This window comes from Streptomyces sp. NBC_00322, assembly GCF_036147535.1.
Lineage (GTDB): Bacteria > Actinomycetota > Actinomycetes > Streptomycetales > Streptomycetaceae > Streptomyces.
Genome location: NZ_CP108019.1, coordinates 5,285,255 through 5,303,646, shown reverse-complemented (window position 1 = coordinate 5,303,646; position 18,392 = coordinate 5,285,255). Strand labels below are relative to the sequence as shown.

Genomic DNA, 18,392 nt, shown 5'->3' with positions numbered 1-18,392 from the left:
CTGCGTGCTTCCCGGGCACGCGCAATGCCCAAGCAATTTACCTGCACCCCACACCTACCCGGCGCCGCAGGCCCGGACCACGCCCGCGCACACGGCGCACACGCCGATCCCCTCCGGGCCTCACGACGAGTCGGCCCGGTTGCCGTCAACCCGCGGCCACGCCGCACCCAGCAGCACCGGTGACACCGCACGCGGCGCGAAGCTGCCGCCGCTCGCCGGGGGGGTGTGGTCCGCGGCGCGAAGCTGCCACGCCCGGGGCATGCGGGTACCTCGTCCCTCCGCACCGCAAGGGCAGGCGGGAAGCGGCCCCCGTACACAGGGCGAACCACAGCCACCCCGCCACGCGAAGCCGCCGCGCTCGCCGGGGGTGTGGAGGCACCCCGAACCCCCACACCTCAACGCCAGGCGGGAGACGCCCCGCACCGGGGCCAACCACGGACACCCGCGGCGCGAAGCTGCCGCGGCACGCGGGGCGCGCGGGGTACGCACTACCCGACATCTCCTGGGCGGGAAGCCGCCCCCGCACAGGGGGCGAAGCACGGCCACCCCTCGGCGCGGAGCTGCCGCGCCCGGGGGCGTGGGGCCCCCGCAACCAAGGGCGGGCGGGTGGGAAAAGCCCCAGGCACAGCGAAGGGGCCGCCCGCACCACGGATGGCGGGCGGCCCCTCGCTGAAACGCCGGGGCTAGGAAGCCTTCGCCTTCTCCGGGGCCGGCGCGGACACCGACGGCGCCGGCTTGGCCGCCTCGTAGAACTCCTCGCGCGGCGACTCCATCGCGCCGAGCGAGACCACCTCGCGCTTGAGGAACATCGCCAGCGTCCAGTCCGCGAAGACCCGGATCTTACGGTTCCACGTCGGCATCGCCAGACCGTGGTAGCCGCGGTGCATGTACCACGCCAGACGGCCCTTGAGCTTGATCTTCACCTTGCCCATGACGATCATCGCGACGCCCTTGTGCAGGCCGAGCCCGGCCACCGCACCCTTGTTGGCGTGGCTGTACTCCTTCTGCGGGAAGCCCCGCATGCCGGAGATGACGTTGTCGCCGAGGAGCTTCGCCTGCCGCAGCGCGTGCTGCGCGTTCGGCGGGCACCAGGCGTTCTCGACGCCGGCCTTGCGCGCCGCCACGTCCGGGACCTGCGCGTTGTCGCCCGCGGCCCAGATGTAGTCGGTGCCCTGGACCTGCAGCGTCGTCTGCGTGTCGACGTGACCGCGCGGGCCGAGCGGCAGGCCGTAGCGGGCCAGCGCCGGGTTCGGCTTGACGCCGGCCGTCCAGACGATGGTGTTGGAGTCGGCCTCCAGGCCGTTCTTCAGCACCACGTGGCCGTCCACGCAGGAGTCCATCGAGGTCGACAGGTAGATCTCGATGCCGCGGCCCTCGAGGTGCTCCTTGCCGTACTTGCCCAGCTTCGGGCCCACCTCGGGAAGGATCTTGTCGGCCGCGTCGACCAGGATGAAGCGCATGTCCTCGCGCTTGACGCTGGTGTAGTACTTGGCCGCGTCGCGCGCCAGGTCCTCCACCTCGCCGATGGTCTCCGCACCGGCGAAGCCGCCACCCACGAAGACGAAGGTCAGCGCCTTGCGGCGGACTTCCTCGTCCGTCGTCGAGTCGGCCTTGTCGAGCTGCTCGAGTACGTGGTTGCGCAGCCCGATGGCCTCCTCGATGCCCTTCATACCGATGCCCTGCTCGGCGAGGCCGGGGATCGGGAAGGTGCGGGAGACCGCGCCGAGCGCGACGATCAGGTAGTCGAACGGCAGCTCGTACGCCTCGCCGACCAGCGGCGAGATCGTCGCGACCTTGCGGTCCTGATCGATGGTGGTGACTCGGCCGGTGAGCACCTCAGCCTTGGGCAGCACGCGTCGCAGCGGGACGACGACATGCCGAGGCGAGATGCTGCCGGCGGCAGCTTCGGGGAGGAAGGGCTGGTACGTCATGTACGAGCGCGGGTCGACGACCGTGACGGTCGCCTCGCCGTAGCGCATCTTCTTCAGAATGCGTCGAGCTGCGTACAGGCCTACGTACCCACCGCCTACAACGAGGATCCTGGGACGCTCCGTGGTGCTCATGGCATCGAGTATCCACCCCCCTCGGAGGGGTCGCTCGTGAGCCCCTTCACAAGGTGTGGACCCACCTCTGCTACACTGCGCGGCCCACGTGATCGAGGTCATGGCGCGGCCATGGAACCACGGTGCGGTGGCGATCGTTGTTCACCCCTCGTGAGCTGGCCCCTAAGCGGCCGTCCCGGGGTGGACCACCGCCCCGGTTCACACCCGGCTAACCCACCGTGCGGCACCGGGAATCCGCGCCCCCGGGTCCGACGGTCGGGCCGGAGGAGCCTTTCGGCCCCTCACAGTGCCCATCAGGGGCCTTTTCCTTGTGAAGAAGTTCACGAAGTTCCTTGCCCGGCGACCGACCAGGCGATCCCGTCCAGGATGTCGTGCTCGCTGACGACCACTTCCCGGGCCCCGATCCGCTCCATGATCGTGAGCAGTACGAGCGCTCCGGCACCGATGACGTCCACCCGTCCGGGGTGCATCACGGGGATCGCCGCGCGCTCGTCGTGGGTGGACTTCAGCAGCGATTCGGTGATCGCGCGGACCTGCTCGTAGGAGATCACCGAGTGGTGGATCGCCTCCGACTCGTACGCCTCCAGGCCCAGCGCGATCCCCGCCACCGTGGTGACGGAACCGGCGAGACCCACCAGCGTGCGGGCCTCGCGCAGCGGGACCGTCTCCTCCGCCAGGTCGAGCGCCGCCTCGATGTCCGCGCGGACGGCGGCGATCTGCTCCGGCGTCGCCGGGTCGCTCAGCGCGTGCCGCTCGGTCAGCCGTACGCAGCCGATGTCGACGGACCGGGCCGCACGCACATGACCGGCGCCGACGACGAACTCCGTCGAACCGCCGCCGATGTCCACGACCAGCCGCTCCTCGTGGCCGGGCAGACCGCCGGTCGCACCGGTGAAGGAGAACTCCGCCTCCTGGTCGCCGGTGATCACCTCGGGCTCCACGCCCAGGATGTCGAGCACCCCGCGCACGAAGTCGTCCCGGTTCTCGGCGTCGCGCGATGCGGAGGTGGCCACGAAGCGGAGATTCTCGGCGCCGTACTGCTTGATCAGCGCGGCGTACTCGCGGCACGCGGCGAAGGTGCGCTCCAGCGCGTCCGGCGCGAGCCGGCCGGTCTTGTCGACGCCCTGACCGAGCCGGACGATGATCATCCGCCGGTCCAGGTCGACGAGTTCACCGGTCTCACGGTCGACGTCGGCGACGAGCAGGCGGATGGAGTTGGTACCGCAGTCGACGGCGGCGACCCGGGTCACTGCTTGTCCCCTTCTTCACAAGGCGTCACACAAGGCCCCTTGCGCCACCACTCGGGCAGCATCGCGATCGCCTCGTCGCCCAGCGGATTGACGCCGGGCCCCGCCGCGAGCGAGTGGCCGACCAGCACGTGCAGACACTTCACCCGGTCCGGCATACCGCCGGCGCTCGGGAAGTCCTTCAGCTCCTCGATCGCGTCGCGGCGCGCGATGTAGTCCTCGTGCGCGGCCCGGTACGCGGCGGCCAGCTCCGGATCGGCCGCCAGGCGCTCGGTCATCTCCTTCATCACGCCGTTTGCCTCCAGCGTGCCGATCGCCGAAGCGGCCCGCGGGCAGGTCAGGTAGTACAGCGTCGGGAAGGGCGTGCCGTCGGGGAGCCGCGGCGCGGTCTCGACGACGTCCGGCTGTCCGCAGGGGCAGCGGTGCGCGATCGCGCGCAGCCCGCGCGGGGGCCGGCCGAGCTGCTCCTTGAACGCGGCGATGTCCGCGTCGGTCGGCTCGGTAGGTGCGGTGGTGGGAGGAGGGGTTTCCATGCCTGCCTTGGCTCTAACAGTTCTACGGTTCTACTTGCGGCGGTCGGCGTTGTCGACGCCGTCCCAGACGTTGGAGTACCAGGGGCGGTCGGCCGCCCCCTCTTCCGTACGGCGCTGCTCCGCCGCCTCGGGGTCGATCATGGTGTAGCCGGTCTCGCCCGGAAGCACGAGATGCAGGTGCTCGCGGGCCAGGCGCTTGACGTACTGGTCGTCCTGGAGGCGCGCCTTCTCGTCCCGGAGCCGTTCCACCTGCTCCCGGGCGTCGGCCATCCGGCGCTGCTCGTCGGCGATGTCGGCGCGCTGTGACACGTACTGCCGCATCGGATAGGCGAGCGCGACGACCAGCGAGCAGACCACCAGTGTCAGGAAGGCCGCGCGTCCGGTCAGCCGGGAGCGGCGGGCCTGGCGGCGGCTCTGGGAGCGGTAGACGCGAGCGGCGGTCTGCTCACCGAGCAGCCGAATCCTGGTCGCGGTGGAGAACCGATCGCGGTCCTTCCCGGCCATGTCCCGCCTCCCCATTACGTACGTACGTCCCCGGACACGGTACGGGACCGCGGCCGGGGACGTACGGACGACGGGCTGGTCAGCCCTTGAAGCGCGGGAACGCCGAGCGGCCCGCGTACACCGCGGCGTCGTCGAGGATCTCCTCGATGCGCAGCAGCTGGTTGTACTTGGCGACGCGCTCGGAGCGGGCCGGGGCGCCGGTCTTGATCTGGCCGCAGTTGGTGGCGACGGCCAGGTCGGCGATGGTGACGTCCTCGGTCTCGCCGGAGCGGTGGGACATCATGCACTTGAAGCCGCTGCGCTGGGCGAGCTCCACGGCGTCCAGGGTCTCGGTCAGCGAACCGATCTGGTTGACCTTGACGAGCAGGGCGTTGGCCGCGCCGTCCTCGATGCCGCGGGCCAGGCGCTCCGGGTTGGTGACGAAGAGGTCGTCGCCGACGATCTGGACCTTGGTGCCCAGCTTGTCGGTGAGAACCTTCCAGCCGGCCCAGTCGTCCTCGAAGAGCGGGTCCTCGATGGAGACCAGCGGGTAGGAGGCGACGAGCTCCTCGTAGTACTCGGTCATCTCGGCGGCCGAGCGGGACTTGCCCTCGAACTCGTACGTGCCGTCCTTGTAGAACTCGGACGCGGCGACGTCGAGCGCGAGCGCGATGTCCTTGCCGGGGGCGTAACCGGCTTCCTTGATGGCCTCGAGGATCAGGTCCAGCGCGGCGCGGTTCGACTCGAGGTTCGGCGCGAAGCCGCCCTCGTCACCGAGACCGGTGGACAGGCCCTTGGTCTTCAGGACCTTCTTCAGCGTGTGGTAGATCTCGGCGCCCCAGCGCAGGGCCTCGGAGAAGGACTCCGCGCCGATCGGGGCGATCATGAACTCCTGGATGTCCACATTGGAGTCGGCGTGCGAGCCGCCGTTCAGGATGTTCATCATCGGAACGGGCAGCAGGTGCGCGTTCGGGCCGCCCAGGTAGCGGAAGAGCGGCAGGTCGGAGGCCTCGGAGGCGGCGTGCGCCACGGCGAGCGAGACACCGAGGATGGCGTTGGCGCCGAGCGAGGACTTGTCCGGGGTGGCGTCCAGGTCGAACATCGCCTGGTCGATCAGGCGCTGCTCGGTGGCGTCGTAGCCGACGAGCTCCGGGCCGATCTGCTCGATGACGGCGAGGACGGCCTTCTCGACGCCCTTGCCCTGGTAGCGGTTCTGGTCACCGTCGCGGAGCTCAAGAGCCTCGAACGCACCGGTGGAGGCGCCGGACGGAACAGCAGCACGGCCCGTGCTGCCGTCGTCGAGGCCAACCTCGACCTCGACCGTGGGATTGCCTCGGGAGTCCAGGATTTCCCGGGCTACGACGACGTCGATGGACGGCACGAGCATCTCCTTCTGGGATGTGACGCTTGAAGTGCAGGGTCTCTTTGGCCTTGCGGCAAGAGCCTAACCGGCGCGGGGGCATCGGTCGGCAGATGCCCGCCCGCTGGGACGAAAAAGGGCATGAAGAGACTCGACGCGGGACAAACAGCGCGTGAACTACCAGGGGGTAACAGACAGAACCCCGGCCCGGCACGCTCGGGGGAAAGCGCGCGGGGCCGGGGTGGCTGTGGGGATGAGAGCCCGCAGGGTCCGCTGGTCCGCCGGGTCCAGCGGAGTCCCAGGGCTCCTCGGGTCAGCTCAGGTGGAGCTGCTGGCCCGGGAAGATGACGTCGGCATCGCTGATGATGTCCTTGTTCAGCTCGAACAGCTTCTTCCAGCCGCCCTTGACCTTCTCGGCCTTCGCGATCTTGCCGAGGGTGTCACCGGCCTTGACCTTGTACTCGCCGTCGCCCTTCTTCACTGCCTTCTTCGGGGCGGCGGGGCGCTCGGAGCGGGTGGTGGGGGCCTCGGCGCGCTTCGCGACCGGCTTCGCGGCGGGCTTCGCCTGCTGCGTGGTGGCGGAGCCACCGGTGTACGGCGTGCTGGACAGGTTCACGCCACAGCTCGGCCAGGCGCCCTTGCCCTGACCCGCGAGGACCTTCTCGGCCACGGCTATCTGCTGGTCCTTGGAGGCCAGGTCGGCGCGGGAGGCAAAGGCGGTGCCACCGTAGGCGGCCCAGGTGGAGTTGGTGAACTGCAGGCCGCCGTAGAAGCCGTTGCCCGTGTTGATGGACCAGTTGCCGCCGGACTCGCACTGGGCGACGGCGTCCCACTCGGACGCGGTCGCGGCGGAGGCCGAGGTGGCACCGATCAGCGGGACGGCGACAGCGGCACCGGTGACACCGGCGAGCGTGGCGATGCGGGTGAGCTTGGACGGGCGACGGTGCTTGGCTTTGCCGGAAAACAGCATGGAGCTTCTCCTCACCGACGCCTACGAGGTGAGCTGTCGGGTTCGGGCCAAGTGAGTTGCCCGGTCGCACGTTCGTGCATGCGACTTCACCCCAAGCCGGTCTCCGCCGTCGATCTCTCAACGGCCGGGCCCGGCGCTTACCTTGGGTCCCCCGCTCCTGCCTTCGGCGCTCTGCGCGACGACTACTCCCCCCGACCGACGGCAGGATTCGGCGTGACGGTCAGTGGTGCCCGCTGTGGCGAGCGGTTCAGACCGTAGACACACGACTCCCCGATGTTCAAAGACGAACATCGGGGAGAAATCGCCCATTTCACCGAGTAGGACATATACGTTTCCGCAGGTGACGGGCGGAATGGGTGATTCCGCCGGGGCAGATGCGTCAGTTGGGACAAAGAGACCCTTGTCTCACTTGCGCAGAACCGGACATACAGCCTCGAACTACTCCTGACTCAGGCCCAGATCAAGGCTCTGGCCAGGAAGGATGAGGTCGGGGTTGCCGCCGACGGTCTCGCGGTTCTTCTCGTAGAGCGCGGTCCAGCCGCCGGAGAGCTTCTCCTTGTCGACGATCGCGGAGAGGCTGTCGCCCGGCAGGACGGTGTACTCGCCCGGCGCGGCGTCCGCACTGTCGACCTTGTCCGACTTGTCCGCTTCGGTGCGTGCCGAACCGTCACCTCGCGAAGCGTGGCGCCCTGTTTCGCGCTCACTGTCCGCATTGTCCGGCTCGGTCTCCTCGGGGGCCGCCTCGCCGCGGTGCTTGCCATCGCCCGCCGCCGCATCGGGGGCCTCGGTCGCCGACCCGGTCACGTCTGCGGGCGGCGTGGTGGACGGCTCGGCGGGCTTGGCGGTCGGCTCCGTGGGCGCGGCCGGCGCCGGAACCGTGCTCTGCGAGGGCGAGGGTGCGGTGCCCGGGTCGACGCCGGTCGCGGCGCCGTCGTTCTGCAGCCCGGCGATCGGCGCACAGCCGGCCCACGCGGCCGGACCCTGCGCATCGAGGACCTTCTCGGCGACCGCGATCTGCTGCGAGCGGCTGGCGAGGTCGGCGGTGGGCGCGTACTCCGAGCCGCCGAAGGCCTGCCATGTCTCCTGGGACATCTGGAGTCCGCCGTAGTACCCGTTGCCGAGGTCGGCGCTCCACATGCCACCGCTCTCGCACTCGGCGACGCGGTCCCACATGGAGGCGTCGGCGGCGGAGGCCGAACCGGCTCCGAGAAGGGGGATCGCGATGGCCGATCCCGTCACCCCTGCCGCGACAACAATGGCCGGAGCCTGGCGGGGACGGCGGTGGCGACCATGGCCGGAGAGCATGCGTTTGCCTTTCGCGTGACTGCTGAGACGGCAGTGAAAGTAGTCGCATACGAGCGCACATCACAAGTCGATGCAGCGCAGATCACGTGAAAGTCACAGAATTGACAGTCTGTCAGATCTGTCGAGGCGCGAACTCAACGGGCAGAGTGCGCAATCCACGCATAATCAGGCCTCCACGCCACCGCAAATCGGCCGGATCGCCCGCAAGCCGCAAGTCCGGCAATCTCCTGAGCAGCGTCGCGAGCGCGGTCTGCCCCTCCAGCCGGGCAAGCGGAGCGCCGAGGCAGTAGTGGATGCCGTGGCCGTACCCGAGATGCTGGTTGTCACGCCGGGAGAGATCGAGGGTGTCCGGCTCGTCGAAGCGCTCCGGGTCCCGGTTGGCTGCCGCGAGTACGACGAGTACGGGATCGCCCGCCGCGATCCGCTGCCCGCCGATGGTCAGCGGCTCGGTGGCGAACCGCCAGGTCGCGAGCTCCACGGGGCCGTCGTAGCGCAGCAGTTCCTCGACCGCCGTCGCCAGAAGGGGGCTTCCCGCTGCGGGTCCGGGGGTCACCCCCCGGGTCTCCCCCGCGGCCAGGGAGTCCTGCAGACGCTCGCGCTGTTCCGGGTTGCGCAGCAGCGCGTACACCCCGTTGCCGATGAGATTGACCGTCGTCTCGAAGCCCGCGAAGAGAAGGATGAAGGCCATCGCCGCGGCCTCGTTCTCGGTGAGGTGCTCGCCGTGGTCGCTCGCGCGGATCAGCCCGGAGATCAGGTCGTCGCCGGGTTCTTCCCTTTTGCGATGGATGAGTTCGGCGAGATAGCTCCGCATCTTCTTCACAGAGCGGGCGACTCCGCCGCGCGGGCCACCACCGTGGCGGATCATCATCCCCGCCCAGTCGCGGAAGTCGTCCTGGTCCTCGCGCGGGACGCCGAGCATGTCGCAGATGGCGTAGATGGGCAGCGGGAACGCGAACTCGTGGATCAGGTCCGCCTCCCCCTTCTCCGCGAAGCCGTCGATGAGCCGGTCGGTCAACTCCTGTACCCGCGGGGCGAATTCGGCGACGACGCGCGGGGTGAACGCCTTCGACACCAGCCGCCGCAGCCGGGTGTGGTCCGGCGGGTCGATGTTCAGCAGATGCGTCATCAGCTCGGCCTTGCGCTCGCCGGGAATGCCCGTCTTCCCCTTCGCGTGCGCGGGCTCGTCATGGTGCGCGGGATTCTTCGACAGCCGCTGGTCGGCGAGGGCCTGACGGGCATCGGCGTACCGCGTCACCAGCCATGCCTCGACCCCGCTGGGGAGCCGGGTGCGGTGCACGGGCGCGTGCTCGCGCAGCCAGGCGTAGGCGGGATACGGATCGGTGGCGAACTCCCAGGTGAAGAGCTCGGGCTGGGTGCTCACACCTGGTCCTCGACGGCACGGATCGCGTCCCGGTAGGCGCGGGCGGCGGCTCGCAGCGCGGCCTCCGGGTCGGCGCCCTGGGCCTCCGCGCGGACGGCGAGGCCGAGCAGTTCGTAGCCGATGCCGTCGCCGGCGGGCAGCGCCACGTCCAGTCCGGCGGTACGGACCCGGCTCGCGAGCTTCGCCGCCAGCGCGAGACCGGGCTGACCGAGCGGAACACCGTCCGTCACCGAGTCGCGCTGCTTCTCGATCGCCTTCGTGCGCAGCCAGTGCGCCTTCACCTCCTCCGGAGTCTCGGCGCTCTCGTCGCCGAAGACATGCGGGTGGCGGTGGATCAGCTTCTCGACGATCGTCGCTGCGACATCGTCGATGGAGAACGGCTCGGCACCGTCCTCCTCGCGGCCTTCCTGCGCGATACGCGCGTGGAAGACCACTTGGAGCAGTACGTCACCGAGCTCCTCGCGCAGCTCGTCGCGGTCGCCGTCCTCGATCGCCTCGACGAGTTCGTACGCCTCCTCGATGCCGTACTTGGCCAGGCCCTTGTGGGTCTGCTGCGAGGACCACGGGCATTCGAGCCGGATCCGGTCCATGACCTGGACGAGATCGAGAAGGCGCGCGCCGGGCAGATCGTACGAGCCGGGGAGCAGCTCCAGGTCCGGCATCTGCACCCGTCCCGATCCGGCGAGCCGGGCAAGACCGTCGGTCAGGGCCTGGTCGCCCTCGCCGGAGGGCAGCACCACCACGGTGCGGTCCCCGGCGCACGCGTCGAGAAGCTCCTGCGCGGTGGGCGCGGCGATCTCGACCCCGATGCCCGCCTCGCGCAGATACGGCAGCTGCGGGTGCGCATCGTCGGAGCACAGCACCTGGTCGGCGTCGTGCAGCGTCTGCCACGCGGGCCAGGACAGCAGCCCGGGCGCGACGCGGTGGCTCGCGGTGAGCAGGACGATACGGCCGGGAGCGACGGGTGCTTCTGTTCTCACCCGTCGAACCTACCTCGCACGCTAGGCGCCGGTCTCCGGCTCCTTGGTGACCTGGGTGATCCATGGGGCCTTGTACGTGCCGAGCTCCAGCTTCTGGTTGTCCCAGGTGCCGAAGCGGGGGTTCACATCGATGTGCAGCGACTTGGCGGCGGCGGTGAAGGCCTGGTTCAGCTTCTGCTGGCCCTCGGGGGTGTTGGTCGCGCCGAGGGCGGTGGCCAGCTTGCTGACCTGGATGTCGCGGCGCACGACATCGTTGAGCTGGTCCGGAGCGACGCCGCGCTGCTGCAGATACATGGCGGCGAGCTGGTCCTCGCCGCCGGACTGCAGCACCAGCTGGGCCCGCCCGTCCTGGACCTCCTTGCGGCTGACCTTGACCCCGGCGTCGTCGGCGGCGCGCTGGACGACCTGGTCGACGATGAGGTCGTACAGCTTGGCCCGGCTGAGCTGACCGCTGTCCTTGATGAGCTGCGCGGACTCGGGCGAGCTCTGCTGGGCGGCGCGCACGTCCTTCACCTTCGCCTGCACGGTCGCCACCTCGATCCGCTCCCCACCGACGACGGCGGCGGCCCCCGGGTGAGCGTCATTGCCGCAGGCGGCGAGGAGGGGCGCGGCGATCAGAAGCGCGGCGGAGACGGTGAGCGCGGTGCGACGGCGGCGGTGCAAAGGAGCCTCCCGGCGTGATTGTGCTTCGGTGCACAAGACCCTGCGGTGATCGATGGTAGGCAGTCCCGGGGGTCTGGGCCACTGATTCGACCAACGATTCGCCCGCAGTTGCGGATGCGAGCGGTACGCGTCAGCCGGCCGACCGGACCGGCTCCGGCTCCCGCTCCTGTATCCGCTCGGCCGGATCCGGCCGCAGCATGATCATCCGGGAGACGACGAACGTGATGGGGATCGCCGACGCCTGCGCGATCAGCGGGGAATAGCGGCTGCTGAGGTGCAGCACGTCCACCAGCAAATAGACGCCGCACGTGGTGACCACGAAGTTCGCGGCGTTGGTGAGCGGAAAGAGCAGGAACTTCCGCCAGGTCGGCCGGGTCCGGTACGTGAAGTACGAGGTCAGGAAGAAGGACCCGACCATGCTGAGCAGGAAGGCGAGGACATGGGCGGCGACATACGGCAGCCAGGTCAGCAGGGCCAGATACAGACCGAAGTACGTCCCCGTGTTCACCGCTCCCACCAGGGCGAATCTGACCATCTGGACCTGGACTGTCATCGTCTTACGAGCTCCCCCGTGCGTTCACGCCGCTCACCTTCCCGCTGCTGCGGAAGGCCGGCGTTGGTGGCCTTCACCAGGAAGTGCGGTCGCCGCTTCACCTCGTAGTAGATACGGCCGACGTACTCGCCGACCACCCCCAGCATCAGCATCTGTACACCGGCGAGTGCGGTGACCGCCACGAGAAGGGTGACATACCCGGGGGTGTCCACGCCGTTCACCATGGCGACACCGACAATCCAGGCGGTATACGCCATGGCGAGCGTGACCAGGAGAAGACCGAGATAGACGGCGGCCCGCAACGGCTTGTTGTTGAAGGAGAGCAGCCCGTCGAGACCGTAGTTGAGCAGTTTGCCGAAACTCCACTTGGAGCGGCCCTGCTCGCGTACCGCATTCTCGTACTCGAAGGTCGTCGTGCGGAATCCGACCCAGGCGAACAGGCCCTTGGAGAAGCGGTTGTACTCGGTGAGTTCGAGGATCGCGTCCACGGTACGGCGCGAGAGCAGCCGGAAATCGCCCACGCCGTCGACGAGTTCCACGTCGACGAGGCGGTTGATCAGCCAGTAGTAGGCGCGGGCCGTGAGGGTGCGGGTGACCCGGTCGCCCTTGCGGGTGCGCCGGGCGATGACCTGGTCGAAGCCCTCGTCGTGGAGTTGGAGCATGCGCCTGACCAGCTCCGGAGGGTGCTGGAGGTCGGCGTCCATGATGACCACGGCGTCGCCCTCGGCATGCTGGAGACCGGCCAGCATGGCCGCCTCCTTGCCGAAGTTGCGGCTGAAGGACACATAGCGGGTACGAGGGTCGGCCTCGGCGATCTCCTCGAGGAGAGGGAGCGTCCGGTCCTGGCTTCCGTCGTCCACATAGACCAGCTCGAATTCCTGCCCGAGCAGCGAGAGTTCCGCGGTCACGTGTTCATGGAAGCGGCCGATGATCTCCTCTTCGTTGAAGCACGGGACAACTATCGAGATCAGCACGGAAGAACAACATCCCACCCGAATGTCGCAGGTGGATTCCTCACATGACGCCTGGGCGACCATCCAGTGAACTGGGCTTCCCGCGCGATGATTTCACGATCGGCGCTGGCATATTCGAGGAATCATGTCGACTCTGCATTCCGTGCGAGGCCGCGCCGCCGCCCTCGCCGCGCTGATCACCGTGACAGCCGTGTGCGCCGGTGACGCCGTCGCGCGCAGCTTTCCCTTCGGCCCGCACACCCGCAGCGTGAACGACCTCGGCAATCAGTTCGTGCCGTTTCACGCACATCTGTGGGATCTGCTGCACGGCCGGGCCGACGGCGGACTGCTGCTGAACTGGCAGTCCGGATACGGCACCAGCTTTCTGCCGGACCTCGGGACCTATCTGACCAGCCCGTACTCGGTGCTCGTCGCACTCTTCCCGCGGGACCAGATCGATCTCGCCGTCTATGTGGTCACGCTGCTGAAGATGGCGACGGCTGCCGCGGCGATGACCTGGCTGCTCCTGTCGCTGCGCGCAGGCGAGGGTGAGGGCGGGCGCTGGTGGATGGCGGGGGTGCTCGGCGCCTCGTACGCACTGTGCGGCTGGTCGGTCGTCGAGGCCTCGTACAACCCGATGTGGATGGACGGCCTGGTCGCCTTCCCGATGCTGTGCCTGGTCGGCGAGTGGGCGCGCACCGCCCGCAGGCCGGTCCTCGGCCCGCTGGTCGTCGCGGTCGCATGGATCGCCAACTTCTACACCGCCTATATGGCGACCATCGGGGCCGCGCTGGTGCTCGTGGTGCGCCTGGCCCTTGAGGAGCCCGATCTGCGACAGCGGATGCGGGCCCTGCTGCGGGCCACCTGGACCGTGCTGCTGGGGATCGCGCCGGCCACCCCCGTCCTGATCCCGGTCTTCCAGGGCTCGAAGCACGCCTACCCGGGGTGGACGAGGGAGTTCGCGCCCGCGGGCTGGGCCGATGTGTTCGCCCGCACCCTGCCCGCGACGTACAGCTTCTTCACACCCGCCCTCTTCCTGGGCGGCGGAGCCCTGCTGCTGGCCTGCACGCTCGCCTTCAACGGGGCCGTTCCGCGGCGCGAGCGATGGCTGTGGACGGGGCTCGCGGCGGCGACCCTGGTGTCCTTGCAGTGGGCGCCCACCCATCTGGTGTGGCATGTCTTCGCGACACCCAACGGCAGCCCGTACCGGCAGACCTTCGTCTTCGCCGGGATACTCGTGATCGCCGCCTGGACCGGCCTCTCGTACGACTGGCCGGGGCGGCGCGCCCTGCTCGGCGGCGGCGCCGTGGTGGCCGCCCTCGCGCTCACGGCCTCGACCAGCGAGCTGGTCACCGGCTGGACCTTCCCCCTCTTCGGGGCCGGGACCGCGGCGGTCCTCGCCGGTCTGGTGCTGGCCCGCCGGACACCCCCCAGGTACGCCGCACTCGCGGCGCTGCTGCTCTCCGGCGCGCTGGTCGGGCAGGCCGCGGCCACCACCGCGTACGCCGACCGGCAGCGGCTCGGCAGGCTGGACGACTACCCGGCCTGGGGGGCGGGGCACAGCGAGCGCGCGGCGGCCGTGGCGAAGGCCGACGGCTGGCCGGAGTACCGCACCGATGTGGGCCGTGACCAGATCACCGGCAACGATCCGATCCTGCTGGGCGGCCAGGGCGGCGGGTACTACAGCAGCCACACCCCCGATGTCTTCGTGCACACGATGGCCGCGCTCGGCGCGGGCTGGACCTCCAACGGCCGCAGTGTGCAGTCGCTCGACAACCCGGTGACCGACGCCATCTTCTCTGTCGGCGCGCGGGTGCGCACCGGGCAGGGGCAGCATCCGGAGGTGACGCGGGCGGCGACGCCGCCGCTGCTGACGGTACGGCCTGCGGGTCCCGAGCCCCGCTACGACTGGAACCCGTTCCGCAACCAGGAGAAACTCCTCGGCGCGCAGGTCTACGGCTCGCCAGTGAACGGCTCCTGCCCGGTCGGCACCGAGGTCTTCCTCTGGGCGCCGAACTACACCGGCAAGGCCCGGCTCGGCGATGCGCCCTGGGTTTCGCTGCGCGGCGGACAGCCCAAGCGGCGTGCCGCGCTCAGCTCGCTGGGCACGGTGAACTCCCCCGGCCAGAAGGTCGGTTACAGCAAGGACCCCCATCGCACGACCCTCCGCTGCCTGGACCGGGCCGAGCTCACCGCCGCCGTGGCGAAACTGAAGGCGACCGGCGCGGTCTCGATCGAGGTCACGGACAGCGGTGTACGGGCCGAGCTGCCGCCCGGCACCAAGGGGACGGCGGTTCTCGCCGCGCCCCGGATCGCGGGCTGGAGCTGCGACGGCAAACCGGCCGGCTCCTACCTCGGGCTCGTCTCCGTGGAGCTGGACGGCACATCGACGACGGTGGACTGTTCCTTCCGCCCGCCCGGCCTGAAGACCGGAGCGGCGATCGGGGCCGCGGGGCTGCTGACGCTCGTCGTGATCGCCCTGCTGCCAAGGATCCGGCGGCGGGCGCGTGCCACGGCCGGGACGGCGAGCAACAGCCGACCCTCAGCAGGTGCACTGACTGTTCGTCAACTCGTGCACACCGACGACGCGGGGACGCGGAAGCAGCCGTAGCTCACGCCCCGGAAATCCAGCCCGTCCGGCCTGCGAGGACACCGGGAAACGGTGCGGACCTCTACAAGAGGCACGCGGCATTCCGTCGCGACTCCTTCATGGTTCCGCCTTCGCGCAGTCATCAGGACTTCATCTGCAAAGCATCCGGCCTTGGCCCGCGCGGTCGTGCTGCGGCGTAGCGTCCCCGCATGCCCCCTCTCCTTCGCAACCGGCTGGCGAAGCGCGTCCTGAGCCCAGCCCTCACCATGATCGACCGGCGCATCGAACAGCAGGTGAAGCGTGCCACGCATGCTCTGCGGACCGATGTGGACGCTCTGACCGCACAAGTGGCCGCGCTGCGGAGTCCGCAGTACGGACTGGGCCTGCTCGTCGACGGGACGGGTCGAAGCGGTCACCGGACGCCCACCGCCGCCCAGTTCGACACGCTCGCGCGTCAGATCCAGGGCGTCGCGGACGGCACTGAACACGCTCTGCGCAATGTGACCGTTGCCTATCGCACGGTGATCGCCCTGGAGTCACTCGGCGTGGGCAGGCTGGCCGGGTCCACCTCCAATGTGTGCGGAAAGCTCGCCACGGTGCCGCTGCTCTCCCCGCCGAACGGCAATGTCCTCGAAATCGGCACCCTGTACGGGATGTTCGCCGCAGGCCTGATGCGGATGCTGCACCGGTCCGGGGCAAAGCCGCATCTGACGATCGTCGATCCGCTGGCGGGCGCGCAGCTCCAGCCCGGCGCCGCCCCGCAGGGCGCGGATCCCACCGGCACGCCGGTGCGCGAGGACGTCGTACGGGCCAACCTGGCGCTCGGCGGCGTCGGTTCGGTGATCGACGCGCGGATCCAGCAGGGCTTCTCGGGCGATCCGGATGTGCGGGCCGCCGTCTCCGACCGGGAGTACGGGGTGATCGTGGTGGACGGAGATCACTCCATGGACGGGGTGCGGGCCGATCTGGAATGGGTCGAGCAGATCGTGGCACCGGGCGGGATCGTGGTGCTCGACGACTACGGCGACAAGGCCTGGCCCGGGGTCCAGGACGCGCTGGACAAGCATCTGGCGAGCGGGACTTCGCGGCTGAAGCTGCTGGGGCGGGTGTCCACCTCGGCGTATCTGCGCGCGAGCTGACCACCCGGCGGCCGTCCCGGGGTCACCCCCGGTGGAACTGCCCCTGCCGGTCGAGCGCACGACGCAGTTCGACCGGCAGGGCGTGGTACGGCCCGTACGCACGCTCCGTGTCGTAGAGCAGTCCCTGCAGCTGCAGCCGCGCCGCCGTGTGGTCGCCCACCGCGAGCAGCAGATTCCCGATGCGGTGGCGCACGTCGAAGGCGCGGCCCGCGTCGGCGCCGCCCGACCGGTGGTTCTCGTAGTGCGGCAGGACGGCGCGGTACTCCGCGAGCGCGGCTGCCGCATCGCCCAGCTGTTCCAGGCACTGCGCCGCCTCGTAGCGGAACTGCAGCGTCTGCGGATCGGCCGGGCCCGCCTCGGCGGCGCGGTCCTCCGCGAGGCGGCGCAGCTCCGGCAGCGCACGGCGGTACTGGCCGTCGTCCATCAGCGTCGTGGCGTACTGCTTGCGCAGGATCCGCACGACCGGGGAGTGCTCGCCGTGCTCGGCGGCGGCGGCCGGGAGGATCCCGCCGAGGATGTCGACGGCACGGGTGATGCTGCCCTCGCCGAGCAGCCGCTTCACCTCGTCGACGGCGGCGGCGACATCGGGCCGGGGCGCCGGCGGCGTTGGTGGTGCGACGGGCGGCGGGGGCGCGACGCGGTCGGGCCAGGGGGCGTGCGGGCGCAGGAAGGGGCGGGTCGGATCGAGCGGTCCCTGTGGCGTGCCCCGGCCGGGCAGCAGCGGCATCAGCGCCTCGTACACGTCGTGCGCGCCGGCCGGCCGATGCTGCGGGTCCTTGGCGAGCAGCCGCAGGACCAGCGCTTCGAGCGGCTCGGGTATCTCGGGGCGGAGCCGGCGGACCGGGAGCGGCGGCTCGTAGAGATGACGGTGCAGTACGCCCAGCGCGGTGGAGCCGGCGAACGGGACGTTCCCGCTGAGCAGTTCGTGGAGCAGCACACCGAGGGCGTAGAGATCGGTGTACGGGCCAACCGCGCCGCCCATCGCCTGCTCGGGCGCCATATAGGCGGGACTGCCGATGGGCGAACCGGTGTGGGTCAGGCGCGTGGTGTCCACGTCGATGACGGAGGCGACGCCGAGGTCGAGCACGGTGACGGTGCCGTCGGGCTTCACCATGACATTGCGCGGCTTGAGGTCGCGGTGCACGATCGGCACGGCGTGCACCGCGGCGAGCACGGCGCACAGCTGCGCGGCGACACAGACGGCCCAGGGCCAGGGGTAGGGCTCGTGCTCCGCGAGATGGTCGGCGAGGTCCGCGCCCTCGACGTACTGCATGACGAGAAAGAGGTCGTCCTCGTCGCTGCCCGCGTCATGGACGGTCACCAGGCCCGGGTGCGAGACCTGGGCGGTGACCCGGCACTCGCGCACGAAGCGGCGGCGCATCTCGTCGGCGCCGGTGGCGGCGGCCATCCGGTCGGGGCGCAGCAGCTTGACGGCGACGCGGCGGTCGAGACGTCGGTCGTACGCCGTCCAGACCTGGCCCATACCGCCCTGGCCGATGACGGTCGAAAGCTCGTAACGGCTCGCGATGACACGTCCGTTCACGGGCCGGGCTCCTTGCGGTCCTTACGGAGGTAGTCGCTGAGCTCGTCGAGCTCGGCACGGACCTGGTCGATGCGCGGCTTGTCGGACGAGGCCTGCGAGGCGGGTGTCTGCAGCGGCCGGGGCTGCGGCGGCACGGGCTGGGCGGGAGGGAAGCCGTATCCCGGCGTCGGCGTGTGCGGCGCCTGCGGCATCCGCTGTGCCACTGCCGGCGGTCCGTACGGCACGGGTGTCCCGTAGTACGGCGACGGCGGCATCCGGCGGATCGCGTCGTGCCTGGTGTCCGCGTACAGGAACCAGCCCACGACGACCAGGGCCACAGCCAGCATGATGCCGATCGCGATGTCCGACCGGAGCATCCGCAGGTCTTCGGTGGGGTCCGACAGGACCGTGCCGAAGCAGGCGACGAAGGAGGCCAGCACGACACCGAACAACACCCAGTCCCGGGGGCGCTTGGTGACCAGCGCGAGCCGCAGCATTGTGCCCCACGAAAGCATTCCGCAGCTGAAGACCGGCAGGATCGCGAAGAGCACCCGCAGCACGATCACCGACGCCGGTATGTCGCGCGGAGGCTGCGTCGGCACGTAGCCGTGGCCATGCATGGGTGCTCCTGAATGCCTGGGGACGAGGCG

At 70.0% G+C, this 18,392-nt stretch carries 16 protein-coding genes and 1 riboswitch; of the genes, 2 read left to right on the top strand and 14 right to left on the bottom strand.

The window, feature by feature from the left end:
* Nucleotides 1-683 precede the first annotated feature (683 nt).
* From OG905_RS24270 to OG905_RS24215, 12 genes are all read right to left on the bottom strand, one after another.
* Nucleotides 684-2,063: an NAD(P)/FAD-dependent oxidoreductase gene (locus OG905_RS24270; RefSeq protein ID WP_328677045.1), complete on the bottom strand. Its 1,380-nt coding sequence runs from the start codon at nt 2,061-2,063 to the stop codon at nt 684-686.
* A 320-nt stretch (nt 2,064-2,383) separates the two neighbouring features.
* Nucleotides 2,384-3,313, bottom strand: coding sequence for a Ppx/GppA phosphatase family protein (locus OG905_RS24265; RefSeq protein WP_328677043.1), 930 nt, complete (start codon nt 3,311-3,313; stop codon nt 2,384-2,386).
* Nucleotides 3,310-3,843 (bottom strand): DUF501 domain-containing protein, encoded by a 534-nt coding sequence (locus OG905_RS24260; protein WP_328677041.1) that lies wholly within the window; start codon nt 3,841-3,843, stop codon nt 3,310-3,312. Before OG905_RS24260 ends, OG905_RS24265 begins: the two co-directional genes overlap by 4 nt.
* Nucleotides 3,844-3,873: 30 nt before the next feature.
* Nucleotides 3,874-4,347, bottom strand: a complete 474-nt coding sequence (locus tag OG905_RS24255) for an FtsB family cell division protein (protein ID WP_266475776.1) — start codon at nt 4,345-4,347, stop codon at nt 3,874-3,876.
* Between the two features lie 79 nt (nt 4,348-4,426).
* On the bottom strand, nt 4,427-5,713 hold the full coding sequence (gene eno / locus OG905_RS24250) for a phosphopyruvate hydratase (RefSeq protein ID WP_328677035.1): 1,287 nt from the start codon (nt 5,711-5,713) through the stop codon (nt 4,427-4,429).
* Nucleotides 5,714-5,999: 286 nt separating this feature from the next.
* Nucleotides 6,000-6,656 carry a transglycosylase family protein gene (locus OG905_RS24245; RefSeq protein ID WP_328677033.1) on the bottom strand — a complete coding sequence of 219 codons (657 nt, stop codon included), beginning with the start codon at nt 6,654-6,656 and terminating at the stop codon, nt 6,000-6,002.
* Nucleotides 6,657-6,659: 3 nt separating this feature from the next.
* A riboswitch (cyclic di-AMP (ydaO/yuaA leader) is annotated at nt 6,660-6,835 on the bottom strand.
* A 259-nt stretch (nt 6,836-7,094) separates the two neighbouring features.
* On the bottom strand, nt 7,095-7,961 hold the full coding sequence (locus tag OG905_RS24240; protein ID WP_328677031.1) for a transglycosylase family protein: 867 nt from the start codon (nt 7,959-7,961) through the stop codon (nt 7,095-7,097).
* A 112-nt stretch (nt 7,962-8,073) separates the two neighbouring features.
* Nucleotides 8,074-9,342, bottom strand: a complete 1,269-nt coding sequence (locus tag OG905_RS24235; protein ID WP_328677029.1) for a cytochrome P450 family protein — start codon at nt 9,340-9,342, stop codon at nt 8,074-8,076.
* Nucleotides 9,339-10,322, bottom strand: coding sequence for a nucleoside triphosphate pyrophosphohydrolase (locus OG905_RS24230; protein WP_328677027.1), 984 nt, complete (start codon nt 10,320-10,322; stop codon nt 9,339-9,341). The genes OG905_RS24235 and OG905_RS24230 overlap by 4 nt, the downstream gene beginning before the upstream one ends.
* Before the next feature lie 21 nt (nt 10,323-10,343).
* A complete protein-coding gene (locus tag OG905_RS24225; RefSeq protein WP_328677024.1) occupies nt 10,344-10,985 on the bottom strand; it encodes a SurA N-terminal domain-containing protein in 642 nt (213 codons plus the stop codon).
* A 130-nt stretch (nt 10,986-11,115) separates the two neighbouring features.
* Complete coding sequence (locus OG905_RS24220; RefSeq protein ID WP_328677021.1) at nt 11,116-11,538, bottom strand: GtrA family protein; 423 nt, start codon at nt 11,536-11,538, stop codon at nt 11,116-11,118.
* Complete coding sequence (locus tag OG905_RS24215; protein WP_328677019.1) at nt 11,535-12,512, bottom strand: glycosyltransferase family 2 protein; 978 nt, start codon at nt 12,510-12,512, stop codon at nt 11,535-11,537. The genes OG905_RS24220 and OG905_RS24215 overlap by 4 nt, the downstream gene beginning before the upstream one ends.
* Before the next feature lie 124 nt (nt 12,513-12,636).
* Between OG905_RS24215 and OG905_RS24210 the strand changes: the two genes are divergently transcribed.
* Both OG905_RS24210 and OG905_RS24205 read left to right on the top strand, forming a co-directional pair.
* Nucleotides 12,637-15,102 (top strand): YfhO family protein, encoded by a 2,466-nt coding sequence (locus tag OG905_RS24210; RefSeq protein ID WP_328677017.1) that lies wholly within the window; start codon nt 12,637-12,639, stop codon nt 15,100-15,102.
* 188 nt (nt 15,103-15,290) lie between these two features.
* The gene (locus OG905_RS24205; RefSeq protein ID WP_328677015.1) at nt 15,291-16,220 is read left to right on the top strand and encodes a class I SAM-dependent methyltransferase; all 930 of its coding nucleotides are present in this window, start codon (nt 15,291-15,293) and stop codon (nt 16,218-16,220) included.
* A gap of 22 nt (nt 16,221-16,242) precedes the next feature.
* Here the strand turns inward: OG905_RS24205 and OG905_RS24200 are convergent, their stop codons facing one another.
* Entirely contained in the window at nt 16,243-17,763 is a 1,521-nt protein-coding gene (locus tag OG905_RS24200) for a serine/threonine-protein kinase (protein ID WP_328677013.1), read from the bottom strand.
* Nucleotides 17,760-18,362 (bottom strand): hypothetical protein, encoded by a 603-nt coding sequence (locus OG905_RS24195; protein WP_328677011.1) that lies wholly within the window; start codon nt 18,360-18,362, stop codon nt 17,760-17,762. The genes OG905_RS24200 and OG905_RS24195 overlap by 4 nt, the downstream gene beginning before the upstream one ends.
* Nucleotides 18,363-18,392 lie beyond the last annotated feature (30 nt).